The sequence below is a fragment of the Trichococcus sp. ES5 genome (genome assembly GCF_900067165.1).
Classification (GTDB): domain Bacteria; phylum Bacillota; class Bacilli; order Lactobacillales; family Aerococcaceae; genus Trichococcus; species Trichococcus flocculiformis.
This window is the reverse complement of the sequence record NZ_FJND01000016.1, coordinates 1-26,612: the sequence shown is the minus strand read 5'-3', so window position 1 is coordinate 26,612 and position 26,612 is coordinate 1. Positions and strand designations below refer to the sequence as shown.

25 protein-coding genes, 1 rRNA gene, 1 riboswitch and 1 other annotated feature are annotated in these 26,612 nt (G+C 48.4%); of the genes, 24 read left to right on the top strand and 2 right to left on the bottom strand.

Going from position 1 to position 26,612, the window contains the following annotated elements; translation table 11 throughout:
• Nucleotides 1–81 precede the first annotated feature (81 nt).
• From TES5_RS11330 to mnmG, 3 genes are all read left to right on the top strand, one after another.
• Nucleotides 82–1,074 carry a zinc-binding dehydrogenase gene (locus tag TES5_RS11330; RefSeq protein ID WP_232309367.1) on the top strand — a complete coding sequence of 331 codons (993 nt, stop codon included), beginning with the start codon at nt 82–84 and terminating at the stop codon, nt 1,072–1,074.
• 255 nt (nt 1,075–1,329) lie between these two features.
• Nucleotides 1,330–2,721, top strand: coding sequence for a tRNA uridine-5-carboxymethylaminomethyl(34) synthesis GTPase MnmE (gene mnmE / locus TES5_RS11325; RefSeq protein WP_068562105.1), 1,392 nt, complete (start codon nt 1,330–1,332; stop codon nt 2,719–2,721).
• Nucleotides 2,722–2,913: 192 nt separating this feature from the next.
• Complete coding sequence (mnmG, locus tag TES5_RS11320; RefSeq protein ID WP_068562104.1) at nt 2,914–4,809, top strand: tRNA uridine-5-carboxymethylaminomethyl(34) synthesis enzyme MnmG; 1,896 nt, start codon at nt 2,914–2,916, stop codon at nt 4,807–4,809.
• 73 nt (nt 4,810–4,882) lie between these two features.
• On the opposite strand, the gene TES5_RS11315 is transcribed toward mnmG, so the two are convergent.
• Complete coding sequence (locus tag TES5_RS11315; RefSeq protein WP_068562103.1) at nt 4,883–5,287, bottom strand: hypothetical protein; 405 nt, start codon at nt 5,285–5,287, stop codon at nt 4,883–4,885.
• Between the two features lie 335 nt (nt 5,288–5,622).
• Here TES5_RS11315 and TES5_RS11310 point away from each other — a divergent pair, with 335 nt between their 5' ends.
• The 7 genes from TES5_RS11310 (at nt 5,623) to thiD (ending at nt 11,313) form a co-directional block, all read left to right on the top strand.
• Nucleotides 5,623–6,471: a helix-turn-helix domain-containing protein gene (locus TES5_RS11310; protein WP_068562102.1), complete on the top strand. Its 849-nt coding sequence runs from the start codon at nt 5,623–5,625 to the stop codon at nt 6,469–6,471.
• Nucleotides 6,472–6,640: 169 nt separating this feature from the next.
• Nucleotides 6,641–8,188: a prolyl oligopeptidase family serine peptidase gene (locus tag TES5_RS11305; RefSeq protein ID WP_068562101.1), complete on the top strand. Its 1,548-nt coding sequence runs from the start codon at nt 6,641–6,643 to the stop codon at nt 8,186–8,188.
• A gap of 63 nt (nt 8,189–8,251) precedes the next feature.
• A riboswitch (TPP riboswitch) is annotated at nt 8,252–8,358 on the top strand.
• A 73-nt stretch (nt 8,359–8,431) separates the two neighbouring features.
• Entirely contained in the window at nt 8,432–8,737 is a 306-nt protein-coding gene (locus TES5_RS15615) for a hydroxyethylthiazole kinase (RefSeq protein ID WP_232309366.1), read from the top strand.
• Nucleotides 8,709–9,257, top strand: a complete 549-nt coding sequence (locus TES5_RS11300; protein WP_232309365.1) for a hydroxyethylthiazole kinase — start codon at nt 8,709–8,711, stop codon at nt 9,255–9,257. Before TES5_RS15615 ends, TES5_RS11300 begins: the two co-directional genes overlap by 29 nt.
• Nucleotides 9,244–9,885: a thiamine phosphate synthase gene (thiE, locus tag TES5_RS11295; RefSeq protein WP_068562100.1), complete on the top strand. Its 642-nt coding sequence runs from the start codon at nt 9,244–9,246 to the stop codon at nt 9,883–9,885. The genes TES5_RS11300 and thiE overlap by 14 nt, the downstream gene beginning before the upstream one ends.
• Nucleotides 9,882–10,523 carry an HAD family hydrolase gene (locus TES5_RS11290; protein WP_068562099.1) on the top strand — a complete coding sequence of 214 codons (642 nt, stop codon included), beginning with the start codon at nt 9,882–9,884 and terminating at the stop codon, nt 10,521–10,523. The genes thiE and TES5_RS11290 overlap by 4 nt, the downstream gene beginning before the upstream one ends.
• A gap of 7 nt (nt 10,524–10,530) precedes the next feature.
• A complete protein-coding gene (gene thiD, locus TES5_RS11285; protein WP_068562098.1) occupies nt 10,531–11,313 on the top strand; it encodes a bifunctional hydroxymethylpyrimidine kinase/phosphomethylpyrimidine kinase in 783 nt (260 codons plus the stop codon).
• A 36-nt stretch (nt 11,314–11,349) separates the two neighbouring features.
• Here thiD and TES5_RS11280 read toward each other — a convergent pair whose 3' ends face one another.
• On the bottom strand, nt 11,350–11,706 hold the full coding sequence (locus tag TES5_RS11280; RefSeq protein ID WP_068562097.1) for a GIY-YIG nuclease family protein: 357 nt from the start codon (nt 11,704–11,706) through the stop codon (nt 11,350–11,352).
• A 351-nt stretch (nt 11,707–12,057) separates the two neighbouring features.
• Between TES5_RS11280 and TES5_RS11275 the strand changes: the two genes are divergently transcribed.
• From TES5_RS11275 to TES5_RS11205, 14 genes are all read left to right on the top strand, one after another.
• The gene (locus TES5_RS11275; RefSeq protein ID WP_068562096.1) at nt 12,058–12,720 is read left to right on the top strand and encodes an HAD family hydrolase; all 663 of its coding nucleotides are present in this window, start codon (nt 12,058–12,060) and stop codon (nt 12,718–12,720) included.
• Between the two features lie 135 nt (nt 12,721–12,855).
• Complete coding sequence (gene rsmG, locus TES5_RS11270) at nt 12,856–13,572, top strand: 16S rRNA (guanine(527)-N(7))-methyltransferase RsmG (protein ID WP_068562136.1); 717 nt, start codon at nt 12,856–12,858, stop codon at nt 13,570–13,572.
• Between the two features lie 316 nt (nt 13,573–13,888).
• Nucleotides 13,889–14,653 carry a ParA family protein gene (locus tag TES5_RS11265; RefSeq protein ID WP_068562095.1) on the top strand — a complete coding sequence of 255 codons (765 nt, stop codon included), beginning with the start codon at nt 13,889–13,891 and terminating at the stop codon, nt 14,651–14,653.
• Nucleotides 14,643–15,536: a ParB/RepB/Spo0J family partition protein gene (locus TES5_RS11260; RefSeq protein WP_068562094.1), complete on the top strand. Its 894-nt coding sequence runs from the start codon at nt 14,643–14,645 to the stop codon at nt 15,534–15,536. The genes TES5_RS11265 and TES5_RS11260 overlap by 11 nt, the downstream gene beginning before the upstream one ends.
• Nucleotides 15,537–15,573: 37 nt before the next feature.
• Complete coding sequence (locus tag TES5_RS11255) at nt 15,574–15,780, top strand: DUF951 domain-containing protein (RefSeq protein WP_086988996.1); 207 nt, start codon at nt 15,574–15,576, stop codon at nt 15,778–15,780.
• 51 nt (nt 15,781–15,831) lie between these two features.
• The gene (ychF, locus tag TES5_RS11250; RefSeq protein ID WP_068562092.1) at nt 15,832–16,932 is read left to right on the top strand and encodes a redox-regulated ATPase YchF; all 1,101 of its coding nucleotides are present in this window, start codon (nt 15,832–15,834) and stop codon (nt 16,930–16,932) included.
• 701 nt (nt 16,933–17,633) lie between these two features.
• The gene (locus TES5_RS11245; protein WP_083546513.1) at nt 17,634–18,320 is read left to right on the top strand and encodes a DUF1129 domain-containing protein; all 687 of its coding nucleotides are present in this window, start codon (nt 17,634–17,636) and stop codon (nt 18,318–18,320) included.
• Nucleotides 18,321–18,594: 274 nt separating this feature from the next.
• The gene (gene guaB / locus TES5_RS11240) at nt 18,595–20,079 is read left to right on the top strand and encodes an IMP dehydrogenase (protein ID WP_068562091.1); all 1,485 of its coding nucleotides are present in this window, start codon (nt 18,595–18,597) and stop codon (nt 20,077–20,079) included.
• Between the two features lie 180 nt (nt 20,080–20,259).
• Nucleotides 20,260–20,952, top strand: coding sequence for a response regulator transcription factor (locus TES5_RS11235; protein ID WP_068562090.1), 693 nt, complete (start codon nt 20,260–20,262; stop codon nt 20,950–20,952).
• A 49-nt stretch (nt 20,953–21,001) separates the two neighbouring features.
• Nucleotides 21,002–22,141 (top strand): sensor histidine kinase, encoded by a 1,140-nt coding sequence (locus TES5_RS11230; protein ID WP_072763777.1) that lies wholly within the window; start codon nt 21,002–21,004, stop codon nt 22,139–22,141.
• A gap of 116 nt (nt 22,142–22,257) precedes the next feature.
• On the top strand, nt 22,258–23,601 hold the full coding sequence (locus tag TES5_RS11225; RefSeq protein ID WP_083546512.1) for a serine hydrolase: 1,344 nt from the start codon (nt 22,258–22,260) through the stop codon (nt 23,599–23,601).
• Nucleotides 23,602–23,700: 99 nt separating this feature from the next.
• Nucleotides 23,701–23,933, top strand: a binding site (T-box leader).
• 52 nt (nt 23,934–23,985) lie between these two features.
• Nucleotides 23,986–25,287: a serine--tRNA ligase gene (gene serS / locus TES5_RS11220; protein WP_068562088.1), complete on the top strand. Its 1,302-nt coding sequence runs from the start codon at nt 23,986–23,988 to the stop codon at nt 25,285–25,287.
• A gap of 74 nt (nt 25,288–25,361) precedes the next feature.
• On the top strand, nt 25,362–25,904 hold the full coding sequence (gene msrA / locus TES5_RS11215) for a peptide-methionine (S)-S-oxide reductase MsrA (RefSeq protein WP_218587628.1): 543 nt from the start codon (nt 25,362–25,364) through the stop codon (nt 25,902–25,904).
• A gap of 517 nt (nt 25,905–26,421) precedes the next feature.
• A 16S ribosomal RNA gene (locus tag TES5_RS11205) occupies nt 26,422–26,612 on the top strand; the annotation flags it as partial.

Here is a 26,612-nt window from a genome sequence, read left to right as displayed (position 1 = left end):
CTTCGGGTCTCCCTCTTTGTATTTCTGTCCGGAAAAGTTATACTGAATCTGACAGAACTATCCATTTGAGGAGTGATCGATATGGTGAAAACATTGATTCACAGCGGAAAAGTCGGACTGGAAGGTTTGAAATGGGAAGACCGTGCGGAACAGCCGGCGGGACCTTTCGAGATCAAAATAAAGGTCAAAGTGGCGGGACTGAATCATCGCGACCTTTTTGCCTTGAGCCAAGTCCATGAGAAGCATCCGGTTGTCATCGGATCGGATGCTGCCGGTGTCGTTGTGGCTGTCGGAGCAGAGGTGACACGTTTCAAAATCGGTGATGAAGTGATGCTTTATCCCGGCAGTGGTTGGCGCAAGAACAGCGATACGGCACCGGAAAATTTCACGATCCTCGGGAGTTCGGAGCAGGGGGCGATGGCGGAGGAAATCGTTGTTTCCGAAGAGAATGCTGTCCATAAACCGGCCCATCTGTCTTGGGAAGAAGCCGGCGTGTTGTCTCTGTCCGCTTTGACAGCTTACCGGGCTTTGTTCACAAAAGGCGGCGTATCGGAAGGCATGAAAGTTCTGATCCCAGGCATCGGCGGCGGAGTAGCCAACTATCTGCTGCAATTCGCCAAGGCAGCTGAAGCTATGGTGTACGTCACTTCCCGTTCCCAAGAAAAATTGGGAATGGCGCTGCAGCACGGAGCCGAAAAAGGCTTGCTGCAAGATGAGGATTGGGTGGAAGCGATGGGCGGCGAAAAAGTGGATGTCGTCATCGAATCGGTCGGCGCGGCCACTTTCGACAAATCGCTGGATGCGGTGCGCAGAGGCGGCACCATCGTGACTTTCGGCTCATCGACGGGCGATCTGGTCACCTTCGATCTGCGGAAATTCTTTTACGGACAGTACACGCTGAAAGGTTCGACGATGGGGAGTTTTGAAGAATATGAAGCGATGATCCGTTTTGTTGAGGAACATGATCTCCATCCAGTGGTCGATGCCGTTTACCCGGCAGAGCAGTTCAAGGAGGCTTTCCAACGGCTGGAAAGTGCCGAACAGACAGGGAAAATCGCCCTGCAGATTGGCTGATCCGCAACAGCATCCTCCTGTTGGCGGGCGGAGCTTTGTATCTGATGATGAAATGAAAAAACATCCGTCAAATGCTTGCATTGCGCCCGCATTGCTTGTATAATCGGCTAGAAATCTATTTAAAGTAAGCTGAAAAGAATATCCAAAGTGAACTGCAGTCAAAGTGCTTTTCCTCCCGCTTGAACGAAGGGGAGGAGTGGGCGCTTTTTTTGTACGCTGAAGTACGCTGAAATGACCGAGAAAGGATGAAAATGAATGATTACAAATGAATTTGATACCATCGCCGCCATTTCGACGCCGCCAGGAGAAGGGGCCATCGGAATCGTGCGTTTGAGCGGAGATCAGGCAATCCAGATAGCCGATGCCTTATACCGATCCGGTACGAAGCACTTGGCTGATGTCGCCACACACACTATCAATTACGGCCACCTTTATGATCCGCGCACAGGCGACATGATTGACGAGGTCATGGTGTCCGTCATGCACGGACCGAAGACATTCACCCGCGAAGATGTCGTGGAAATCAACTGCCACGGCGGTGTCGTGAGCGTCAACCGGATTCTGCAGACGATTCTCCAGAACGGCGCCCGCATGGCGGAGCCCGGGGAATTCACAAAGCGTGCTTTCCTGAACGGCCGAATCGATTTGTCGCAGGCCGAAGCGGTCATGGACTTGATCCGTGCCAAGACCGATCGCGCGATGAATGTGGCTCTACATCAGTTGGACGGCAAATTGTCCGGTATGATCCGGGATATCCGTCAGATCATCCTGAACACCTTGGCTGAAGTCGAAGTGAACATCGACTACCCGGAATACGATGACGTCGAGGAAGTGACGACGAAGCTCTTGAAGGAACGCACCATTGAAGTGCGCGGACACATCCAGCACTTGTTGGATACCGCCAAGCAAGGGAAGATCCTGCGCGAAGGTCTTCAGACAGCCATCATCGGCCGCCCGAACGTAGGCAAATCCAGTTTGCTGAACCGCCTGTTGCGTGAAGAGAAAGCCATCGTGACCGACATCGCCGGCACAACCCGCGATACGATCGAGGAATACGTGAACGTCAGAGGCGTTCCATTGAAGCTGATCGACACGGCGGGCATCCGCGAAACGGATGATGTCGTGGAAAAGATCGGAGTAGAACGCAGCCGGAAAGCCTTGGCCGAAGCCGATCTGATTCTTCTGTTGATCAACCAGAATGAAGGGCTGACGGAAGAGGACAAACAGCTTCTGGAAGACACGAAGGACATGAACCGCATCATCCTTATGAACAAAATGGATCTGGAAGCCAAAATGACAACCGATGAGTTGGAACCTTGGAGCGATCCTGAAAGAATCATCGAAACATCGATGCTGAGCGAAACCGGCCTGGACCAACTGGAAAACCAGATTACGAAGATGTTCTTCTCCGGGGAAACCGGTGAGACGGATGCAACCTATGTATCCAATGTCCGCCATATCGCGCTCTTGAACGATGCGATGGATTCGCTGGATGAAGTGCTGAGCGGCATCGCATCAGGCATGCCGATCGACCTCGTCCAGATCGACTTCACCCGTTGCTGGGACCTGCTCGGAGAAATCACCGGCGATAGCGTCCAGGACGAACTCCTCACCCAACTATTTACACAGTTCTGTTTAGGGAAATAACAGTGTGTGATGAATCCTGAGCTCAGAGTTTGAGCACTAACGAGGTTCAGGACTAAGCAGCCCGGTTTTGGCTGCGTGGGCCTGAACAGCGTTAGGCGGAGAACTCTAGGATTCAGAACCGTTCTAAAAGGATTCAGAGTTCAACTAAAACGATAAGAACAAATAGATAGCATAAATGAAAGGAATGGAAAAATGAACAGATTTGAAGCTGGAAGTTTTGATGTGATTGTTGTAGGAGCCGGACATGCCGGATCCGAAGCGGCGCTTGCCGCTGCGCGTATGGGGTGCAGCACGATGCTGGTCACCATCGATTTGAACATGGTCGCCTTTATGCCCTGCAATCCATCCATCGGCGGACCTGCGAAAGGTGTCGTCGTAAGAGAAATTGATGCATTAGGCGGCGAGATGGGACGAAACATCGACAAGACGTATATCCAAATGCGCATGCTGAACACAGGGAAAGGCCCTGCAGTCCAAGCATTGCGCGCACAAGCGGATAAGGATGACTATGCCCACCATATGAAGCATACCATCGAAAAACAGGAGAACCTGCTGTTGAAGCAAGCCATCGTTGAGGAACTGATCGTAGAAGACGGTGAAGTCAAAGGGGTAGTGACGCATACAGGCGCCGTTTACCGCGCTGGGGCTGTCGTCATCACAGCCGGAACCTCTTCCCGAGGCAAAATCATCATCGGGGACTTGGCTTATTCATCCGGACCGAACAACTCGCAGCCTTCCATCAAGTTATCCGAAAATCTGCTTGATCTGGGATTTGAATTGGCGCGCTTCAAGACCGGAACGCCGCCGCGGGTGATGGCTTCGAGCATCGATTATTCCAAAACCGAGGAACAGCCTGGTGACGTTGAGCCGAATCATTTCAGCTTCCTTTCCAAAGATGAAGACTATCTGAAAGATCAATTATCCTGCTGGCTGACGTATACGAGCCCGGAAAGCCATGAAATCATCCGCGACAATCTCCACCGCGCGCCGATGTTCACGGGTATCGTGGAAGGTGTAGGGGCGCGTTATTGCCCATCAATCGAAGACAAAATCGTCCGTTTCAGCGACAAGCCGCGCCATCAGCTCTTCCTTGAGCCGGAAGGCCGCGAAAACGAAGAAGTCTATGTGCAAGGCTTGTCCACCTCATTGCCGGAAGATGTTCAGCTTGATCTGATCCGTTCCGTTCCGGGGATGGAAAATGCCCAAATGATGCGGACAGGCTATGCCATCGAATACGATGTCGTAAAACCGCATCAGTTGCGCCTTTCCTTGGAGACAAAATTGGTGAAGAACTTATTCACTGCCGGTCAAACGAACGGTACGTCCGGTTATGAAGAAGCTGCCGGACAAGGCATCATCGCCGGCATCAATGCCGCACTGGCTGTGCAAGGCAAAGAACCTTTCATCCTGAAGCGCAGCGATGGCTATATCGGCGTCATGATCGATGATTTGGTCACAAAAGGGACGATGGAGCCTTATCGCTTGCTGACTTCGCGCGCTGAGTACCGTCTGTTGCTTCGCCATGATAACGCCGACTTCCGCTTGACCGAAATGAGCCGTGAAATCGGTTTGGTGACGGAAGAACGCTACGCCTCATTCCTTGAGAAAAAACAGGCTGTCGAAAAGGAAATCGCCCGCCTCGAAAGTACGCGCCTGAAACCGACTGAAGAGCTGCAGGCTTTCCTTGCGGAACAAAATTCCGCTCCGCTGAAGGATGGCATTCTGTTTGCGGATATTTTGAAGCGTCCAGAACTGAAATATGAAGGTCTGATCGCTTTTGCTCCGCTTGAAGAAGCTTTGCCGAAAGAGGTCATCAAGCAAGTAGAAGTGCAGATCAAATATGCCGGCTACATCAAGAAAGCAGTCGAAAAAGTGGACAAGCTGAAGAAGATGGAAGAAAAACGCATCCCTGTGAACATCGATTACGATGCAATCAACGGAATCGCCAATGAAGCCAAACAAAATCTGAAGAAGATCCAACCGGAAACAATTGCCCAAGCAAGCCGGATCAGCGGCGTCAATCCAGCCGATATTTCCGTATTGATGGTCTACGTGACCCAAGGGAAAATCGCCAAAGTTTCAGAGTAAAATTAAAGAAGCAGAACGCCTATTAATATGGGCGTTCTGCTTCTTTTTTTGCTCTAATCTAAAAAAGGATAGACTAACCATTCTCTCTTTTCTGAATATGTTTTGCAATGAATAGGTAGTTGTAAAAAGCAAGAGTGATCAAAATGATTAACATGATAAAATATCCATATTTCACTCCTGAAAAAAATGCTAATCCCTGGGTAACAGCAGGTGCCAACAAAAGTGCTGCCAGAAAGATGAGTTCCAGTTCCAACAAAATCAGGATGCTCAGGCCATTGGATTTGAGTGAAAAAACATAGGTAAAGATAATTAAAAAAATCAAAATCAACATCAGAAGATTATCCGAAAGGAAGCGAAAACCCGTTACAGGCAGAACCGTGAATGTTTCTGAATCTGGAACCAGAATCCAAGGCATAAACAGAGTGCTTAACAAAACTAAATACATAACGGAAATGACATTATTTTTAAGAAAATTCATTCCAATCAGCCCCTCATCTCTAAATTAGTCTACAAAGAAAGAAATATACTTCCACAATGCTTTTTTATTAGTGTGCTACCCGTTACTTCTAATGACTTGTGTTGATTGTATCACAATTATATTCATGTGAAATATATATGCTGATGTTTATTTGGTATATTTTTATGCAAAATAATCTCATAACGGCGTTTACAGTTTTTTTTTCCCTCAATGAACTATCAAAAAAGTGAAATTGCCGCATAAAAAATTATAGTATAATGGAGCTTGAGCTTTAGAGGCGCAAACAGAGCAAGTGTCTTTGGGAGCCGAATCAACAAGGATAGGAGGCACAGCAGATGCGTTATCATCATGAAATCATCGAATCGGATCCGGAACTCCCCGTGTTCTACATTTTTCACAACGAGCGGAAGGATTCCGGCGTCCTTGCCCATTGGCACAAATCACTGGAAATCAGCTATACGATGTCCGGAAAAATCAGTGAATTCACGATCGGTGGGATCGTCCACGAAACGAATGCCGGAGACATCCTGGTCATCAATTCAAATGAAGTCCATTCCATCTGGGACGAGCATAATCAGACGAAAGCTTTGTCGCTCATTTTCCCGTATGCCTTCATCAAATCCGAGATACCCGATTACGACAACAAAAGCTTCCGCCTGACGAACCGGCTTGCCTATTCGGATCTGCAAAGAGAGAAACTGGCTGAACTGCGTGGCTTGTTGGACCGGTACTTTGTCGTAATGGAAAGCGACGGCGCCGAAAAAGCCAGACTTTTACTGAAAGGGATGTTGTATCAGATCCTCTTTCTTTTGGACACGCACTTTTCTGTCCCGAAAACAGATCAGAACAGAGGCAGCTCCTCGTTGCCGCTGATATCGGCTATAACGGAACACATCGATGAGAATCTGGAAAAGGATCTGGCGCTGGATCAATTGGCCGTGGCTTTCCATCTCTCCTATACGCATCTGTGCAGGTTGTTCAAAAAGGAAACCGGCAGCACGATCCACAGCTATATTGTCGAACAGCGGCTCAACCAAGCCGTGAAACTGCTGATGTTCACGGATAAAAACATCCGTTACATCGTGGATGCTTGCGGCTTTCCGAATCAGAAATCCTTTTCTGCAGCCTTCAAAAACAAATATGGCCTGACGCCGAAGCGCTACCGCGACGAGAACAAGGCATAATCCGCCCATAATTTGGGTACAAATCGCCCCTATTTTTTTTGGAAATTCCCTAAAATAGCAAATAGGGAAAGCGCTACCCATTTAGCCTAGGATGGAATGAAACCGTTTTACGGCAGGGGTGGGGTATTGCCTGTTTGGATGGACAAAAGGGATATGGAGGGATTAGGGAATGAGACGTAAGACATTCAGCACTATTTTTACATTAGGGATAACGGCAGGTTTGCTTGCCGGTTGCGGTTCCGGAGAATCGGTGGATCAACAGGATTCAGACCAGCAAGAAGGCGTGCAATCAGCCGATGCCTATGCTGGCGTCGTGAAGACCAGCATCTATGTGAAGGGATATGAAGGAGGACCGGGCGTACCGAAGCTCATCATCGAACTGGAGGATGCGGTCGACAGTGTCGATCCTAGCGGCTGGCAGGTCATGACGGCCGGATCGGAACGCACGGTGACGGACGTCTATACATCCGATGAAAACGGGAACCCGCAGGAGAATTCAAACTTCATCGCGATCGATATGGAGACCGGTTTTAATGATGAAACCTTCAGTGTGATCGGATCCCCGTTCACCTACAATACGACGACATCGATGAATGAGTGGTCTCCAGCTTATGAGGTCGCAATCGCTGCTCCTTCCGTCACGATCGAGGATGAAACCTACTCTTTGAGCATCACGGAGGATGCCGTGAACAACCGCATCTCCCCGGATACGGATTTGTTCACCGCCAGAGGAACTTTCAGCGGCACCTACGTGAATCCGATGACGGATCAAGAAGAGGAATTGACGCTTTCGATAGCTGCCTATGAACCGGAAGAACTTGCCGAAGGGGAAGCGAACCCGTTGGTCATCTGGCTGCACGGTCAAGGTGAAGGCGGAACAGATCCCGACATCGCAATCCTTGGAAATGAAGTATCGGCGTTGGCAAAAGAGGAGATCCAGTCCTATTTCAAAACTGACGACGTGACCGGAGCTTACGTGTTGGCTGTCCAAGCGCCTACCTATTGGATGGACGAAGGGGACGGAACGAACGGCAACGGCAGCGGCATCTCCAGATACACCGAAATCTTGATGGATACCATCAATGATTATGTAGCTGCGCATCCGGATGTCGATACCGATCGCATCTATTTGGGAGGCTGCTCGAACGGCGGCTACATGACCATGAATATGGTCATCCAATACCCGGAATATTTTGCTGCGGCTTATCCGGTCTGCGAGGCGTATGCTTACTATGAATACGAGCGCAACAGCGATGGCACGTACGTGAAAACGAATGATGAAGCTACCGGAACATCAAGTTTTGTGAAGACCGAGCAAGTTTGGTTCACAGCAGAAAAAATCCAGGCGATCAAAGACTTGCCTATTTGGCTTGTCCAATCCGCGGATGATTCGGTTGTCATCCCTGCGAATTACATGCTGCCTACTTACCAGGCGCTCATCCAGGCCGGAGCGGAAAACACTTGGATGTCCTACTACGAAACAGTCGAAGGAACGGACAGCCCGGGCACTACTTACCTAGGCCACTTCTCCTGGATCTACTTGTTCAATAACCAGGTGACAGGCGTCCAGGATAAGGAAGCGATCGCGGCTGCTGCCGACACTGAAACATTCGGATCAGAACCAAGCAACGCTGCCGGCGGAGGAACAGCTGCAGCGACAGTCGGTGAAACCACTTATACAAATATTTTCGAGTGGCTGAATGCGCAATCAAGATAAAAAGAATCAGCAAAAATGATTCTTGAGTAAGGCTGGCGCTTATGTTAAGATAGTTACAAAATTACATACGAAAAAGGGAGCTTGTGTCAGCAGGCTGAGAGGAAGTAATCAACTTCGACCGATTACCTGATTTGGATAATGCCAACGTAGGGAAATAACATTGAATGATTGTATTCAGCGGGAAATGCCTATCCGGACATTTCTCGCTTTTTTTGTCGCAAAAAAACTATTTGGAGGTACCTCATGTTCAAAACGTTATTCGAAAATGTCCAGCAACAGACGCCGCTGGTCCACTGCATCACCAATTACGTCACCGTCAATGATGTCGCTAATGCCCTCTTGGCTGCCGGTGGGTCGCCGATCATGGCGGATGCCCCCGAGGAAGTCGCGGACATCACAAGCATCTGCACCGCCCTGAATCTGAATATCGGCACCTTGAACAGCCGAGCCGTGGAGTCGATGCTGCTGGCAGGGCGCCAAGCCAATGCGCTCGCCCATCCCGTTGTTTTGGATCCGGTCGGTGCGGGAGCATCCCCCTTTCAGGACTGAAACGACATTCAACTTGCTGGAAGACATTGCCTTCACCGTGATCAAAGGGAACATTTCGGAAATGAAAACGATCCATTCCGGCAGCGGCACGACGAAAGGCGTCGATGCAGACATCAGCGATGCCGTGACCGAGGAGACGCTCGAGGCAACGGTCGCTTTCGCCAAACGCTTGGCCGACCGCAATGAGACGGTCATTGCGATCACCGGCGCAATCGATATCGTTGCGGACCGGGACAAAGCCTACATCATCCGCAACGGACATCCGCAGATGGCGAAGGTGTCCGGAACTGGGTGCATGCTGTCGGCATTGATCGCCGCCTATTGCGGAGCCAACTCGGAGCAGTTGCTGGATGCTACCGCGGCAGCGGTATGCCTGATGGGAGTCAGCGGCGAGCTGGCTTATGAAAGGATGATCCGCAATGGGGCAGGGACTTCATCCTATCGCAGCTACCTCATCGATGAAATCAGCAAGATGTCGGCCAAAAAACTGGAAGGAGGCGCTAAAATTGAGAATAGATAAGAACGATTTGCTGCTTTATGCGGTTACCGATCGCCAATGGCTGGGGGAAGCATCCTTGGCGGAACAGCTTGAAGAAGCCATCCAGGCGGGCGTTACTGTCGTGCAATTGCGCGAGAAGGAACTGGATTTTGATGCCTTTGTATCCCTTGGCAAGGAACTGCAGGCTGTGGCCAAACGCCACCGCATTCCCTTCATCATCAATGATGCGGTCGATGTGGCCTGGGCATTGGACGCGGACGGTGTACATGTGGGGCAGAGCGATATGCAGGCGGGAGATGTCCGCAGCCGGATCGGCGAGGGGAAAATCCTGGGTGTTTCTGCCCATTCCGTCGAAGAGGCGCTGGCAGCCGAACGGAACGGGGCCGATTATCTGGGCGTCGGTGCCATCTACGGTACAGCAACGAAGCCGGATGCCAATACGCTATCGATCGAGACGCTGCAGCAGATCTGCCAGGCGGTGAGCATACCCGTTGTGGGGATCGGAGGCATTGCTGAAGGGAATATCCTCAATCTGAACGGCAGCGGCATCGACGGGGTTGCCGTCGTATCCGCCATCTTTGCGCAGCCGGATATAACCGCGGCTGTGAAGAGACTGCGCCCGTTAGCCGAAGCGATGGTGCAACCATGAAACTGGAAGCAGTCATCTTCGATCTGGACGGGACGTTGCTGGATTCCATGCCGATTTGGCAAGGATTGGGAGAAAAGTATTTGCTTCAGAAAAAGCTGCAGCCGGCTCCTGGCTTGCAGGATGCCTTGAAGACGATGAGCCTCACGCAAGCTGCACAACAATTTCGTGCAGCATACGGATTGCATGAAACCGAAGCGACGATCCTTACGGAAATCGAGATGCTGATTGCGGATCTTTACCGTCATGAAGTCCCGCTTAAAGCCGGCGCCGCGGAATATCTGCAGACCTTGCAGGAGCAGAATGTGAAAATGTGCATCGCCACCGCGACCGAAAGAAATTTAGCCGAGAGCGCCTTGGAACGTTTGGGCATCCGGGACTATTTCAGCACTATCCTGACCAGCAGTGAAGTAAAGACGGGCAAAGACAATCCGCTCATTTATCAGCGGGCGTTCGAACATCTCGGGGCTCCCCTCACGAAGACCGTCATCTTTGAGGATGCCCTGCACGCCATCGAAACGGCAACGGCAGCCGGTTTTCGGGTAGTCGGCGTCTATGATGAGACGGCGGCACAGGATAGGGAGCGCATCGAAGCGTTGACGGAGAAGTACATCTATTCATTTTCGGATTGGAAAGGATGATAAAAACATGAAAACAGTATTGACGATCGCCGGGTCGGACAGTAGCGGCGGAGCGGGCATCCAAGCGGACCTGAAGACGATGATGGCGCATAAAGTCTATGGGATGAGCGTGATTACAGCGCTGACGGCACAGAACACAACAGGCGTGGCCGGAATCATGGAAGTGACACCCGAATTTGTGGCGCAACAGCTGGATTGCGTCTTCAAGGATATCCGGCCGGATGCGGTGAAGATCGGCATGGTGTCGAACGCCGCAATCATCAAAGTCATTGCGGAGAAGCTGTTCGAATACAAAGCGGAAAATATCGTCGTGGACCCGGTCATGGTGGCCACAAGCGGCAGCAGCCTGATGCAGGACGATGCCAGCCAAGCTTTGCGGACGCTGCTGTTGCCGTTGGCTGATGTGATCACCCCGAATGTGCCGGAAGGAGAGGCATTGAGCGGTGTCAAAATCGAGAGGAAGGCGGATATGCTGGCTGCGGCGGAGCGCATCGCTTCAGCAGCGGGGACTAGCGTGCTCCTGAAAGGCGGCCATCTCAAGGACAGCGCCGACGATCTGCTCTTTATGGACGGGAAAGTTAGTTGGTTCGAGTCGGAACGGATCAAAAACTCGAATACGCATGGCACCGGCTGTACGCTTTCCTCGGCCATCGCCGCGAATCTGGCTTTAGGTCACGGAATGGAAGCGAGTATCCGCCAAGCCAAAGCCTACATCACCGGCGCACTGCGTGACGGACTGGATCTGGGCAAGGGCAGCGGCCCGCTCAATCACGCTTACCGCATCAACTAAAAAAGAAAACAGGCGCGAGCGCGCTTGTTTTCTTTTTTAGGCTTTAGGTTTGCGGTTGTAGCCGCGTTCCCCGAAAGGTTGCTTGTCGCTCAGCCATTTTCCCTCCAGTTGTCCCAAGGCCTTCTTCTCGTTGAAGGAAGGGTCCTCGCTCTTTTCTAGCACTTCCAAAATCGTAAAGGTGAAGGCTTCCTGCCCGAATTGGTTCCAATCGGCTTGGAGTTCCTTATTGTTGTTCGCCCCCATGTTCAAAATATGTTTCATGCCGTTCAAGGTCTTCAGGTTCGGGGTTTTGCCGATGAAAATCTTTTGATTTTCCGTGTTCTTTACTTCGTAGATACCGGCTTCAACCGGGACCGCTTCAAATTGGCGTCGCAGTTCTTTTTTCTGTGCCATTTCGCTTCCAACTCCCTTTCTGGATTTACTCAAAAGCATACGCAAATTTTGATATTCCGTCAATTACCCCTGTCCACAGATGGAGACCACAACGGGTAAGCATTGGAGGTTCAAAATCAGTACGTTTATAATTATCTTTCCTTCTAATGTTCGTGAATATCTGGTTTTATAGGGTTAAAAATAGGTATTTCTTTCCAAATTCTAAATAAAACCTCATTATTCTGTCGTTTTTGTTTGTTATAATTTTGATTATAGTGAACATTCAGAATTTTTGAGCGTCTGCGTTGAAAGTAGAGGTCACCTCTATGGTCCGCATCCGGTTCATATTTGCGATCGAAGGGAAGATGGAAGATGGGATTACTATTATTCGATTTTGACGGTACATTGGCAGAAACATGCAAAATTAGCGAAATGGCTACAATGGATACATTTGAACATTTCGGCTATCCCGCTCCAACCCCTGAGCAACTGCGTGAGGATAGAGGAAAGCCCCATTTTGTGAAGTTTACCGGCTATCTAAAGCAATATGCTCTATCTCCGGTCGAGCTGGATAAGCTGATGGAAGTTTTTTGGGACAAATATGAGAAGTATGAAAATATGCTGTTGGAACCATACGATCTGTCGCGGGAGTCCTTGATGGAGCTGAAAGGGAACGGACATCATCTGGGCGTGATTTCCAACAAAGCAACCAAGGCTTTGTTGCGCAGCCTTGCTGCAGTGGATCTGTTGGACCTGATGGAAGTGGTCATCGGATTGGATAACATGAATCAACACAAACCGAATCCGGAAGGCATCTTCACCGCTTGCGAGAAAGTCCCGATGGCGAAAGAAGAGACCGTGATGATCGGTGATACCATTTATGATATGCAGATGGGGAAAATGGCAGGCGTTAAGACCGTCGGCATCACTTGGGGGGGAAGTTCCGCCCAAACCTTGCGTACTGAAAATCCGAATCGCATCGCCAATTCCTTCGTTGAACTGGAAATCATTCTTACAAGCCTGCTTGATGCTTAAATAGATTGGAAAAAGCCGTTGTCCTTTATTCTGGACAGCGGCTTTAAAGTTGATTTAGCCCTTGTACAGACTGCACTTTCAGGATAAAGTAGAGAGGTAGAAAAACACACCAAGCCAACGATGAAAGGAAACAATATGAATCCAGAACAATTTGCCCAAGCCCTTGCCGAAAAGGGGATCCTTTTGAATGAAACGCAACTCGAACAATACGCAACTTATTTGCACCTGTTGCGCGAGTGGAATGAGAAAATCAACCTGACCGCCATCACTGAGCCGGATGAAGTCTATCTGAAGCATTTCTATGACTCCATTTCGCTGGGCTTCCATATGGATTTTACCCAAGCGGAAGTCACCCTTTGTGATGTCGGCGCCGGTGCCGGTTTTCCGAGTATCCCGCTCAAAATTGCTTTCCCGAAATTGCAGGTGACGATCGTGGACTCGTTGAACAAACGGATCACTTTCCTGGAGACTTTGGTTTCCGAATTAGGTTTGACGGGGGTGTCCTGCTTCCATGACCGTGCGGAGACTTTCGGACAGAACAAGAAATTCCGTGCCCAATTTGATGTGGTGACGGCACGTGCGGTTGCAAGACTGAGTGTCTTGAGCGAACTGTGTCTGCCTTTGGTCAAAAAAGGTGGCACTTTCGTCGCGATGAAAGCAGCCAGCACGGAAGAAGAGCTTCGCGATGCAGATCGCGCCATCGCAACACTGGGCGGCAAAATCGAAGAGGATATTTTCTTTGAACTGCCGAATGATGCAGGCGAACGCCATATCGTAAAAATCAAGAAAACGAAAGAAACACCCAAAACCTACCCGAGAAAAGCCGGGACACCGAATAAGAATCCGTTGTAAACCGGAAAAGGAACGGCCCGGCCACCTGTTGATCTGCAGGATGGCCGGGTCGTTTTTAGTGGGAAGGACGATCTTGAATTGATTTTCCCGCAGAGACTTTATCTATCCTATATTTTTCTGAACTTTTTTGTTACAATAGTCTGGTAAAGTTATAGCCTTTTTTATAAATAGACATATTGAGCGATAAATGATGATTCATTTTGAAGAAATGCGTAGGAGAAAAGGCGCAGGTATCGTTTTTTCTCTTTTTTTAGGCAAAAAAGTAGAACGGCGGCACAGTAGCTTCAAATGAAAGACAGAAAGTGGAGGAGAACAGATGGCACGGATTATTGCAGTCGCAAATCAGAAAGGCGGCGTCGGAAAAACGACGACTACCGTCAATTTAGCAGCGTCTTTGGCCTACTTAGGCAAGAAAGTGTTATTGATAGATAGTGATGCCCAAGGGAACGCCACGAGCGGACTAGGTATTTCAAAAGCGGATGTTGAAAAAGATATATATGATGTATTAGTGAACCAAGAGCCTATCGCGAACGTCATCAGAGAATCCTCACGGGAAAATTTATGGGTCGTACCGGCAACCATCCAATTGGCAGGCGCCGAAATCGAGTTGACGAATCAGCCGCATCGTGAAGCGCGCCTTTATGAGGCAGTGCAGTCATTGCGTGAGGAATACGACTTCATTTTTATTGATTGCCCGCCCTCACTGGGACATTTGACGATCAATGCCTTCACCGCCAGTGATTCGGTTTTGATTCCGGTTCAGTGCGAATACTATGCTTTGGAAGGGTTGAGTCAACTGTTGAACACCTTCCGCTTGGTTCAGAAGCATTTCAATAAGGATCTGAAATTGGAAGGGGTATTGTTGACGATGCTGGACGCTCGGACAAACCTCGGCTTTGAGGTCGTGGATGAGGTCAAAAAGTATTTCAAAGAGAAAGTATACAAGACAATCATTCCGCGCAATGTCCGTTTATCGGAAGCGCCAAGCTATGGACAATCAATCGTTGACTATGATATCCGTTCAAAAGGAGCGGAAGTTTATCTTGAGTTGGCAAAGGAAGTGTTAGCAGATGGCGAATAAAAACAGCAAAGGGCTAGGACGCGGCATCGACGCGCTCTTCAGCAACTTTGAAGATATCGAAAAAATCGATGAAAAGACAGAGAAGGTACAGGAGATCCCTTTAGATGAGATCCGTCCCAATCCTTATCAGCCACGAAAAACCTTTGATGATTCGACTTTGCGGGAATTAGCTGACTCGATCATGCTGAACGGTGTCATCCAGCCGGTCATCCTGCGCCAATCCAGTGTGAAGGGTTATGAAATCATTGCAGGCGAACGCCGCGTCCGCGCGTCCCGTTTGGCCGGCAAAACAACAATCCCGGCAATCGTCCGTGAATTTGACGAAACAGCCATGATCGAAGTCGCCATTCTGGAAAATCTGCAGCGGGAAGATTTGACTCCGCTGGAAGAGGCAGAAGGCTACCAAACCTTGATGAACAAGCTGAATCTTACGCAAGTGGATGTCGCCCAACGGTTAGGCAAGAGCCGCCCGTACATCGCCAACCATCTGCGCTTGTTGAATCTGCCTCAGGACGTCAAGGGGATGCTGCAAGAGGGAGTGATCTCTATGGGGCAAGCCCGTACGCTTTTGGGTTTGAACGATGAATCGTTGATCAGCGAACTGGCAAAACGAGCTGCCGAAGAAGGCATCACGGTCCGACACTTGGAATTGTTGGTTCAACAATTGAATAATCCCGGTGATGTCGCCAAAAAGAAAAATAAAAAGAAAAAAGAAACGAAGCCGGTATACATCAAAGAGAGTGAAGAACGTTTGATGGACAAATTCGGGACATCCGTACAAATATCCAGTAAGGGTGAAAAAGGCAAAATCGAGATCGAATACCTTTCTCCAGCCGACCTGACCCGGATTTTGGATATCCTGCAAATTTCGCTGGACGATTAAGAATAGACGAAGACATCAGAAAGAGGTGCATTTGGCCTTGGTACAACAAGATTATGGATTGCATGATGTGGTCGAAATGAAAAAACCGCATCCTTGCAAAAGCAACTCATGGGAAATCATCCGAATGGGTATGGACATCCGCATCAAATGCCTGAAATGTGGGCAGATGGTCATGATGCCGCGCCGCGAATTCGAGAAAAAAATGAAAAAAGTACTGACTAAGGCAGAAGAAACTGTCGAATAGGTCTTTGAACGAACAAATGAAAAGCAATATAAGTGGAAAGAGTGTGAAGAAATGTCATTAACAGCAGGAATCGTAGGGTTACCGAACGTCGGGAAATCCACTTTATTCAACGCCATCACCAAAGCGGGAGTGGAAGCCGCAAACTATCCATTCGCAACGATCGACCCCAATGTTGGAGTAGTCGAAGTTCCCGATGAACGTTTGAATAAATTAACAGAATTAGTGAAACCTAAAAAAACCGTCCCGACAACTTTTGAATTTACGGATATCGCCGGCATCGTAAAAGGCGCCAGCAAAGGGGAAGGTTTGGGGAATAAATTTTTGGCCAACATCCGCCAAGTGGATGCTATCTGTCATGTTGTCCGTTGTTTCCAAGACGATAACATCACGCACGTAAGCGGTAAAGTGGATCCCTTGGATGACGTCGAAACCATCAACCTGGAACTGATTTTTGCCGACTTGGAGTCCATCGAGAAACGCTATACACGCATCAGCAAAATTGCCCGCACAAAAGACAAAGATGCTGTGCGCGAACTGGAAATCCTGGAAAAAATCAAGACGACTTTGGAAGAAGGCAAATCCGCGCGTACGATTGAATTCACACCCGAAGAAGAACCGCTTGTGAAGAGCTTATTCCTTTTGACGACAAAGCCTGTTCTGTATGTCGCAAACATCTCCGAAGAGGACGTAATAGCCGGCGGAGACAATGAAATGGTTCAAGCTGTCCGTGATTTTGCGGCGACAGAAGGCGCGGAGGTCGTTACCGTTTGCGCCCGAATCGAAGAAGAAGTGGCTGAACTGGATGACGAAGAAAAAGCTGAATTCCTGGCGGAGTTGGGCATCAAAGAATCCGGATTGGATCAACTGATCCGTAAAGCTTACACGTTGCTTGGTCTGGGAACATATTTTACGGCAGGCGAAAAAGAAGTTCGTGCCTGGACCTTCAGACTAGGGATGAAAGCACCACAAACGGCAGGAATCATCCATACCGACTTTGAGCGCGGCTTCATTCGTGCCGAAACAGTTTCCTACGCTGACCTGTTGGCTTACGGCAGCATGCAAGCCGCCAAAGAAGCAGGGAAAGTCAGACTAGAAGGAAAAGACTACGTAGTCCAAGACGGCGACGTAATGGAATTCAGGTTTAACGTATAAGAGTGTGATGAATCCTGAGCTCAGAGTTTGAGCACTAACGCTGTTCAGGACCAAGCAGCCCGGTTTTGGCTGAGTGGGCCTGAACAGCGTTAGGCGGAGAACTCTAGGATTCAGAACCGTTCTATAACAGGATGTGATGATTCGCGTTTAGATACCCGGACGTTGGAGCACCCAGCGAAGTGAACCTCTTTTGTTCACTACGCTGGGTGTGAAACGGGAGCGGTATCTGCGAATCAGAACTCAACTAAAGGATACGATGAAATGCGGGAGGGGATGAGCACTAAGAGGATATTACGAGAACGGCCGCAGTTTGGCCGTGACGTAATGTCAGCTTAGGCGGAATCCCCTGCATTTCAGAGTTCAACTAAAGGATACGATGAAATGCGGGAGGGGATGAGCACTAAGAGGATATTACGAGAACGGCCGCAGTTTGGCCGTGACGTAATGTCAGCTTAGGCGGAATCCCCTGCATTTCAGAGTTCAACTAAAAGGATACGATGAATCCCGGGTAGAAACCGAGCACTAAGGGGCCAAGCACAAAGCGGACGCTTTTTGTCCGTGTGTGTTTGGCAACTTAGGCGGAGGTTTCTGGGATTCAGAGTTCAACTAAGAGCGTGTGATGAATCTCTCTTTATTTCAGATTTAGGGATTCACAACACGTTTGACAAGGGTGCCGCATGTAATCAAGGGAGGATTTATCATTGGAAGAAACGAAGAGTGTTGCACAAATGAAAGTCGAAAACAAAGCTTTATGGCAGAGTTTGACAAAAAGAAATGAACAATACATGATGGGGCTGGACAGGACCTTGAGAGCTGCAAACCTGGAAGAGGAACGAAGAGAGGAAATCTACAATAAAATGATGCGGGAGTTGCTGGAAGCCCAAAAAACCGGTAAAACCGCCCGCCAATTATATGGCACAGTATCTGAGTGCGCCTCGAATATCCTGGTGAATCCGTCAGACAACGAAGTGAAAGTACGTTCGTCTGATTGGCTGATCGCTTTGGATGGCGGTTTATTGCTAGGGTCTCTTTTCGCGATGATTTCGGGGATTTCCTTGCTGACCAACAGTGGCGAAGATGTCATCGGAATGGGTCTGATCAGCTTGATTCTGAACTTTGTTGTGGGCGGTATCGCCATGCTCGTCATCTCTAAATACACGCCGAATCCAGACGCTCCAAAAGGCGAAAAAGGCTTTGGGAAATATATCTTTGCGACGACAGGTGCTATGCTGCTTTGGATGCTCATCATGACTGTTTCCATGATGCTTATTCCAGCAAGCATTAATATCGCGCTACCTGCGTGGATATACCTTGGAATCGCTGGGATAGGTTTTGCTGCAAAAGTATATTTGAAGAAAAAATATCATATCATGGGCGGCATATTGTAGCCCGTCAATTGGTGGAGGCCGAGATGCAAAGGAATACTTGTATCTCGGCTATTTTCGTATATTGATAGAGAAAAAACTGAAAACGAATCAAAGGACATAACCGAACGCGTTAATTCCGAACGTTACGTCAGATTTAAATAAATAGCATTCGATAAAAAGCGCTGCTATATGAGAATTGTATGATAAAGGGGGCTTTGCGCTTGACGTGGGTTGTTGAGGGTGGTATTTTAGATGATAAAAAATCAGCATAAATAAAAAGGAGTGTTCATCGAAAATGTCAAATTGGGAAACAAAATTCGCTAGAGAAGGTTTTACTTTTGATGATGTATTATTAGTCCCGGCTGAAAGCCATGTATTACCTAACGATGTGGATTTATCGATTGATTTAGCTAAAAATTTACACTTGAATATTCCTATCATAAGCGCAAGTATGGACACAGTTACCGATTCGGCGATGGCAATCGCAATGGCCCGCCAAGGCGGGTTGGGCGTCATCCATAAAAACATGACCATCGAAGCGCAGGCTGAAGAAGTGCATAAAGTAAAACGTTCCGAAAGTGGCGTCATCATCGACCCATTCTTCCTGACCCCGGATCACTTGGTCTCTGAAGCAGAGAATCTCATGAGTAAATACCGTATCAGCGGTGTGCCTGTTGTCAATGATATGGAAGATCGCAAGTTGGTAGGGATTTTGACGAACCGCGATCTGCGCTTCATTGCAGACTACCAAGTTCCGATCGGCGATGTGATGACAAAAGAACACTTGGTTACCGCTCCTGTAGGGACTTCTTTGAAGGATGCCGAATCCATCCTGCAAAAATATAAAATCGAAAAATTACCTCTAGTTGATGACAGTGGCCGTCTGGCTGGTCTGATCACAATCAAGGATATCGAAAAAGTAATTGAGTTTCCCAACTCCGCAAAAGATGCACACGGCCGTTTGATCGTTGCGGCTGCAGTAGGTGTGACAAGCGATACGTTCGAACGTGCCCAAGCCTTATTGGATGCCGGTGCAGATGCAATCGTCATCGACACAGCGCATGGCCATAGCGCCGGCGTTATCCGCAAAATTAAAGAAATCCGCGATCAGTTCCCTGACGCAACCTTGATTGCCGGAAATGTAGCGACTGCAGAAGGAACCCGCGCTTTGTTTGACGTCGGAGTCGATGTAGTCAAAGTCGGAATCGGACCGGGCTCGATCTGTACGACCCGTGTCGTAGCCGGTGTTGGTGTTCCGCAAATCACAGCCATCTATGATGCTGCAAGTGTGGCGAGAGAATACGGCAAAGCAATTATCGCTGACGGCGGAATCAAGTATTCGGGAGACATCGTCAAAGCGATGGCTGCTGGTGGACATGCCGTCATGTTGGGCAGTATGTTGGCTGGTACGGATGAGTCTCCGGGCGAATTCGAAATCTTCCAAGGCCGTCGTTTCAAGACATACCGTGGCATGGGCAGTCTGGCGGCAATGGAAAAAGGCTCCAGCGACCGCTACTTCCAAGGCGGGGTGAATGAAGCGAAGAAAATGGTTCCGGAAGGTATCGAAGGCCGTGTCGCTTATAAAGGGGCAGCCAGCGATATCATCTTCCAACTGCTCGGCGGTGTCCGTTCCGGTATGGGTTATGTTGGTGCCGGCAATCTGCAGGAGCTTCGCGAAAATGCACAATTCATCAAGATGTCCGGTGCCGGATTGATCGAATCCCATCCGCATGACATCCAAATCACTAAAGAAGCACCAAACTACTCCATCCATAGATAAACAGGCAAGAAACCAAAACGCCCGGGACACTGTTCTCGGGCGTTTTTTCTTATGTTCGCAGTTTGCTGGGGCTTTCTGATATAATTAAAATGGAATTTCTTTATGCTTCCTTAAGCAAAAATTTAGAACACTTTGGTACGATGGGGAAAAATACATATTTTGGGGAAAGGGTTGTCCGATATGAGTAAAATTTTGATCGTCGATGACGACAGGGAAATCGTGGATTTGTTGAGCATTTATTGCAAAAATGAAGGATACGATCCGATAAAAGCCTATGACGGCGTGGACGCTTTCCACAAGCTTGAGGAGAATGCGGATATCCAACTGATCATTTTGGATGTGATGATGCCGAAGAAGGATGGCATCTCGGTAGTGAGGGAGCTGCGGGAACAGAACAATCCGATCCCGATTCTGATGTTGAGCGCAAAATCCGCCGATATGGATAAAATCCAAGGGTTGACGACAGGTGCGGACGACTATGTTTCCAAGCCGTTCAATCCACTGGAAGTGATGGCTCGCATCAAATCGCTCTTGCGCAGGACCACTATGCAGGCAGATGCAGCAGAGGTGGATTCGATCGAAATAGGTCCGCTGATCATCAAGAAAGATTCCCATGAGGTAAAGACGCTGAACGGGAAAAGTATCCAGTTGACCGCGCTGGAATTTGGTATTTTGCACCTATTGGCGAGCCATCCGAATCGCGTCTTCAGTGCCGATGAAATTTTTGAACGTGTTTGGCAACAAGAGAGTATCGTATCGGCCAAGACCGTTATGGTGCATGTGAGTCATCTCCGCGATAAAATTGAAGAGGCTACAGGGGGCGAGAAGGTCATCCAGACCGTTTGGGGTGTAGGCTATAAGATCGGCGAATAAGCAAGCCTGTAGGCACATTGGCAAAAAAAACAGCTGGGAGGCTGCAGCTTTGTTTAACAAGTTGAAAAAAAAAGAACTGAGTGAACTCGTTTTTGAAGGGGCGTTGACGCTGGGTATCGTCTATCTGCTCTACATCGGGATGGAGCTGATGTTCAACCGACTGGTCGCAAACCCTCCGATGATTTTGAGGGAAGTTCCCTCCTTGAGGCGATTCGTGATGGTAGTCGATGCGTTCTTGACTATTTACGATGATGTTTTTCAATGGATAGCGGCCATTTTTGCGGCCATCTTCACTGGCTGGCGTTTGGCCAGGAGATACAAGCAGATGCAGCTGACGCATATTCTGGACGAATTGCATTATATCGCAGCGGGGCACTTCGATCATCGGATCGATGCGAACAATGCCGGTAGCTATGTTGATGTTGTGGACAGCATCAATACGCTGGTGGAAAGTACGGTCCAAGCGATGGCAGAGGAACGGAAAATCGAACAATCGAAAGATGAATTAATCACGAACGTCAGTCACGATATCCGGACCCCCTTGACTTCCATCATCGGTTACCTGGGATTGATAGAGGATAAGCAATTCACAAGTGAAGAGGATGCTTTGCGATATATCCATATCGCTTACACAAAAGCGCTGCAGATGAAGGTGCTTGTCGATGATCTCTTCGAATACACGAAAGTGCGACAACCGACGACACCGCTGTTGTTGAAGACGATCAACATCGGGAACTTTTTGGAGCAGATCGTCGCGGATTATGAACTGGAGTCACGCAAACGCCATATGGAGATTGAGGTTATCATGAAGACGGATCCGTTGATGATTGAAATGGATGTCGATAAAATGGCCCGTGTCTTCAACAATCTGATTTCCAATGCCCTGAAATATGCGCATGGCGGCACTTGGGTACATATCGAAGCCGAAAAGATAGGTTCTGAAGTGATCGTTGCCGTAAAAAATAACGGAGAGCGCATCCCTGAAGAATCGCTGCAGGAATTGTTCGGGCGCTTCTATCGGGTGGAAAATTCCCGTTCGAAGGAGACAGGCGGGACCGGGCTGGGGTTGGCGATTGCTCAAAGCATTGTTACACTGCACGGCGGATATATCTATGCGGAATCGGATGAGGTGGAAACCAAATTCGTGCTGCATCTCCCCTTGAAACAGACTCCAGTTGCCAAGGAATAAGGAACGTACGTTTTCTGTGTACGTTCCTTTTTTTGGTTGTCTTTTTATGCCATTTCCGCTAACATAGAAGGGTATATCAACCGAACGAAATGACTGATTGGAGATAACTACAAACAATGATAACTATAAAAAACAGAAAAATGATCATGGGAACAATTTCGGCGGCCTCGGTATTGGTGAACAGCTTGTTTGTTGCACCGGTTGCCTTGGCTGCTGAACAACCTTCTATCGATGCGAAAGCCGCTTTCGTAATAGAAGATGAAACAGATAAAGTACTTATGAACCAAAATGGGGATGAGGCACTGGGCATTGCCTCAATGACAAAAATGCTGAGTATCTACTTGATACTCGAAGCCATCGAAGAAGGCAAATTGGCTTGGGACAAGCAAATCACCGTCAGCGATTACGTCTATAAAGTCAGCCAGAACTACAACTTTTCCAATGTGCCTTTGCGTCAGGACATCACGTATTCCGTGGAAGAACTTTATCAGTCCGCATTAATCTATTCCGCAAACGGATCGACGATCGCTTTAGCGGAAGCTTTGGCTGGTTCGGAAGCGAAGTTCGTTGATTTGATGAAGGCTCAGTTGGATGAGTGGGGCGTAGATAATTATGAACTTTATAATGTCACAGGCTTGTCGAACAGCGATATGCCGGAAGAGCATCTTTATCCGGGTGCATCGTCTGATGGATACAATAAAATGACTGCGCGCGGGGTAGCGATGGTTGCGGATCATCTGATCGATGATTACCCTGAAGTTTTGGAAACAACTGCCGTGCCGGAGTTGGCTTTCCAAGCGGGAACATCCGACGAAATCATGATGCACAGCTATAACTTGATGTTGCCTGGCATGTTCTATTATCGTGAAGGTGTGGACGGTCTGAAGACCGGAACAACACTGGAGTCGGGTGCATCCTTTACTGGTACAGCCGTTCAGGATGATATGCGGATCATCACCGTGGTCATCGGTGCTGATGAGAGCACCAAGCGCTTTAAGGAAACGGGGCGCTTGATGGACTATGCCTTCTCAACCTTTGAGAAGACGACGGTAGCGACAAAAGGCGAGGCTGTTTCCACGCAAGAACCGATTACCGTGGCCAAAGGGAAGCAAACAGAGGTCGGGCTTGTCTACAACGAAGACCTGGTGACCGTTACCGAAAAAGGTGCGGAAGAGCTCGCGCTCACAACTGTTTTCACACCGGCGGAAGAGAGCCTGAATGAGGACGGCGAGATTGAAGCGCCTATCGAAAAAGGAACTGAAGTCGGGTCCGTCGCTGTGACGGTCGAAGGTGATGAGTTTGGTTATCTGGACGGCGCGACCTCCGAGGGTGTCAAAGTCGCAGTGGCAAGCAGCGTTGAAAAAGCCAATATATTTGTGCGCGGCGGTCGTGTTGTCGGAGACCTGTTCGGAAAAGCTTGGCAAACAGTATCCGATTTTGTCGGAGGGTTTTTTGACTGATCCTGAAGAGCTGAGGGTTTAACGGAAAACCGTCGCATTATTGACAGCACAGGGTTTGTTCAGTAAAATGAGGGTATCGAAGCTTAGACCAATTGAATAGAGAAAGCCATGCATGTGACCAGTAAATGATGTGAAGCGCCCCAGAGAGTCAGTGGTTCGGTGAGAACTGACCCTTCACCTGTTGAATCCCCACATGAAGCGAACAATGAAAACAAGAAATTGACTAAATTGTTCCGGATCCGTCCGTTAACGCAATGAAGCGCAGCCAGACCTGATCGGGACTGGCTGAAGTTGGGTGGTACCGCGAACGTTAAAGCCATTTCGTCCCAGATTATTCTAGGGATGGAGTGGCTATTTTTGTACAAATAATGAGGAGGAAAGCATATGTTGGATGTAAAATTTTTGAGGGATGGATTTGAAGATACTGCAGAGAAATTGGCTGCACGTGGCGTTAAAACGGAAGAGTTGGTGACATTCAAGGAATTGGATGCGCAACGACGGGAGAAAATCGTTGAGACGGAAAACCTGAAGCAATACCGCAATGGCGTTTCCCAGGAAATTGCGCAATTGAAACGCAACAAAGAGAATGCGGATGATAAGATTGCCGAAATGAAAGAAGTCGGCGACAAAATCAAAGCATTGGATGAAGAACTGAATGAAATCGAAGAGAAGACGACTTTCATCGCAACAAGATTGCCTAACTTGCCGCATGCCTCCGTTCCTGTCGGTGCAGATGAAGAGGATAACGTGGAAGTAAGAAGATGGGGGACGCCGCGCGCGTTCGATTTCGAACCAAAAGCCCACTATGATATCGCCGAGGCATTGGATATTCTGGACTTCGAACGCGGCGCTAAAGTGACCGGCAGCCGTTTCGTCTTCTATAAAGGCCTGGGAGCCCGCTTGGAGCGCGCTTGCTACAATTATATGCTGGATCTGCATACCGAAGAGCATGGCTATACGGAAATGATTCCGCCATACATGGCGAATGAAGCATCCATGTTCGGTACGGGACAATTCCCTAAATTCAAAGAGGACGTTTTCCAATTGACGGATGAACGCAACTTTACGCTGATTCCTACGGCGGAAGTTCCTTTGACGAACTATTATCGCGATGAAATCATGAATGAAGCAGATTTGCCGGTCTATTTCACAGCGATGAGTCCGTCTTTCCGTTCTGAAGCCGGAAGCGCAGGACGCGACACAAGAGGACTGATCAGGATGCACCAGTTCCATAAAGTGGAGATGGTGAAATTCAGCAAACCGGAAACTTCCTATGAAGAGTTGGAAAAAATGACGGACGATGCTGAAGCGGTGCTGAGAGGCTTGAACTTGCCGCACCGTACGATCACGTTATGCACGGGCGACATGGGCTTCTCCGCAGCCAAAACGTATGATATAGAAGTCTGGATCCCGGCTCAAGATACCTACCGGGAAATCAGTTCTTGTTCAAATACCGAGGCATTCCAAGCCCGCCGCGCGAAAATCCGTTACCGTAACGAAGAAACAGGGAAACTGGAATTTGTGCACACGTTGAATGGCTCAGGGCTGGCTGTCGGCCGCACTGTAACTGCGATACTTGAAAATTACCAAAACGAAGACGGTTCCGTCACAATCCCTGATGCACTTGTGCCATATATGGGCGGCATCACAAAAATAACCAAAGAGAACGCAAGCAACAAACGCTGATCATAAGCAAGATATGCGCGTAAGCTTCTGGGTATATGATACAATCATTTCATACGTAAACGCATACGAAAGGAATGAGGATAGTGAGCGAATCAAAATTGGAAAAAGCTACTTTTGCTGGAGGCTGTTTTTGGTGCATGGTCAAGCCGTTCGACAGTCTACCAGGCATCGAATCAGTCGTTTCCGGGTACACGGGCGGACACACAGAAAACCCTACTTATGAAGAAGTGTGTTCCGGAACGACCGGGCATACGGAAGCTGTTCAAATCACATTTAACCCAGCTTTGTTCCCGTACAAAGACTTGGTGGAGGTCTACTGGCAGCAGACGGATCCAACTGATGCCATGGGTCAATTCGTAGATCGCGGCACTTCTTATCGTCCGGTAATTTTTTATCATACAGCGGAACAAAAAGAGATAGCGGAAGCATCGAAACAAGCTTTACAGGACAGTGGGAAATTCACTAAACCAATCGTGACTTCCATTGAACCGGCACAACCGTTTTATGCCGCAGAAGAATATCATCAGGATTTCTACAAAAAAAGCAGTGCGCATTATCACGGATACCGTTCGCATTCAGGACGAGATTCGTATATCGAATCACATTGGAAAAAGTAGAAAATGTGCTGAAACTATAATGGAAAGAAGGTCCATTCCGAAGAAATGACTTTGGAGTGAACCTTCTTTTTTGCTGCAAATGAATGTTTTATCCTATTGCAGAGAGCTTTTGCCGTCATTATGCAATAAAAAAATATATTCAATCAAAAAAAGACTTGCCAAAAAGCTCTGAAACAGGTAAGATTGTTATTCGTTGGCAGATCAAATGGACAACCGCAAAAGTATCCAAGGTCGTTGATGACAGTATGAACTTCCAGGCCAATTCATTAATAACATTTTTAAAAAAGTTGTTGACAAACTGGTTGCGCAAGTGGTATCATATAGAAGTTGTCATGTGAGAACGTGCGACATAATTAGACCTTTGAAAACTGAATGAAGAATGAACGAACCAAATGTGCAGGGAGCTTAGACTTCGGTCGAAGCAAACGAAGGCGATACATCGTATCGCAAACATAAAGTCAGCAAGAAATTAAGAGCTATTCAGCTTTTCATGAGGGTTTCTGTACAAGAGCCCACATTACATGAGAGTTTGATCCTGGCTCAGGACGAACGCTGGCGGCGTGCCTAATACATGCAAGTCGAACGGTCTTTTCTATGGAAGCTTGCTTCCACTGAGAAGATAGTGGCGAACGGGTGAGTAACACGTGGGTAACCTGCCCATAAGAGGGGGATAACATCCGGAAACGGGTGCTAATACCGCATAGTTTT

Coding starts and splice junctions, on each gene's coding strand:
- TES5_RS11330 (WP_232309367.1), top strand. CDS start 82: ATGGTGAAAACATTGATTCACAGCGGAAAAGTCGGACTGGAAGGTTTG.
- serS (WP_068562088.1), top strand. CDS start 23,986: ATGTTGGATGTAAAATTTTTGAGGGATGGATTTGAAGATACTGCAGAG.
- mnmE (WP_068562105.1), top strand. CDS start 1,330: ATGATTACAAATGAATTTGATACCATCGCCGCCATTTCGACGCCGCCA.
- guaB (WP_068562091.1), top strand. CDS start 18,595: ATGTCAAATTGGGAAACAAAATTCGCTAGAGAAGGTTTTACTTTTGAT.
- msrA (WP_218587628.1), top strand. CDS start 25,362: ATGAGGATAGTGAGCGAATCAAAATTGGAAAAAGCTACTTTTGCTGGA.
- thiD (WP_068562098.1), top strand. CDS start 10,531: ATGAAAACAGTATTGACGATCGCCGGGTCGGACAGTAGCGGCGGAGCG.
- ychF (WP_068562092.1), top strand. CDS start 15,832: ATGTCATTAACAGCAGGAATCGTAGGGTTACCGAACGTCGGGAAATCC.
- rsmG (WP_068562136.1), top strand. CDS start 12,856: ATGAATCCAGAACAATTTGCCCAAGCCCTTGCCGAAAAGGGGATCCTT.
- TES5_RS11225 (WP_083546512.1), top strand. CDS start 22,258: ATGATAACTATAAAAAACAGAAAAATGATCATGGGAACAATTTCGGCG.
- TES5_RS11265 (WP_068562095.1), top strand. CDS start 13,889: ATGGCACGGATTATTGCAGTCGCAAATCAGAAAGGCGGCGTCGGAAAA.
- TES5_RS11280 (WP_068562097.1), bottom strand. CDS start 11,706: ATGGCACAGAAAAAAGAACTGCGACGCCAATTTGAAGCGGTCCCGGTT.
- TES5_RS11260 (WP_068562094.1), top strand. CDS start 14,643: ATGGCGAATAAAAACAGCAAAGGGCTAGGACGCGGCATCGACGCGCTC.
- TES5_RS11275 (WP_068562096.1), top strand. CDS start 12,058: ATGGGATTACTATTATTCGATTTTGACGGTACATTGGCAGAAACATGC.
- TES5_RS11315 (WP_068562103.1), bottom strand. CDS start 5,287: ATGAATTTTCTTAAAAATAATGTCATTTCCGTTATGTATTTAGTTTTG.
- TES5_RS11290 (WP_068562099.1), top strand. CDS start 9,882: ATGAAACTGGAAGCAGTCATCTTCGATCTGGACGGGACGTTGCTGGAT.
- TES5_RS11235 (WP_068562090.1), top strand. CDS start 20,260: ATGAGTAAAATTTTGATCGTCGATGACGACAGGGAAATCGTGGATTTG.
- TES5_RS11310 (WP_068562102.1), top strand. CDS start 5,623: ATGCGTTATCATCATGAAATCATCGAATCGGATCCGGAACTCCCCGTG.
- mnmG (WP_068562104.1), top strand. CDS start 2,914: ATGAACAGATTTGAAGCTGGAAGTTTTGATGTGATTGTTGTAGGAGCC.
- TES5_RS11305 (WP_068562101.1), top strand. CDS start 6,641: ATGAGACGTAAGACATTCAGCACTATTTTTACATTAGGGATAACGGCA.
- TES5_RS15615 (WP_232309366.1), top strand. CDS start 8,432: ATGTTCAAAACGTTATTCGAAAATGTCCAGCAACAGACGCCGCTGGTC.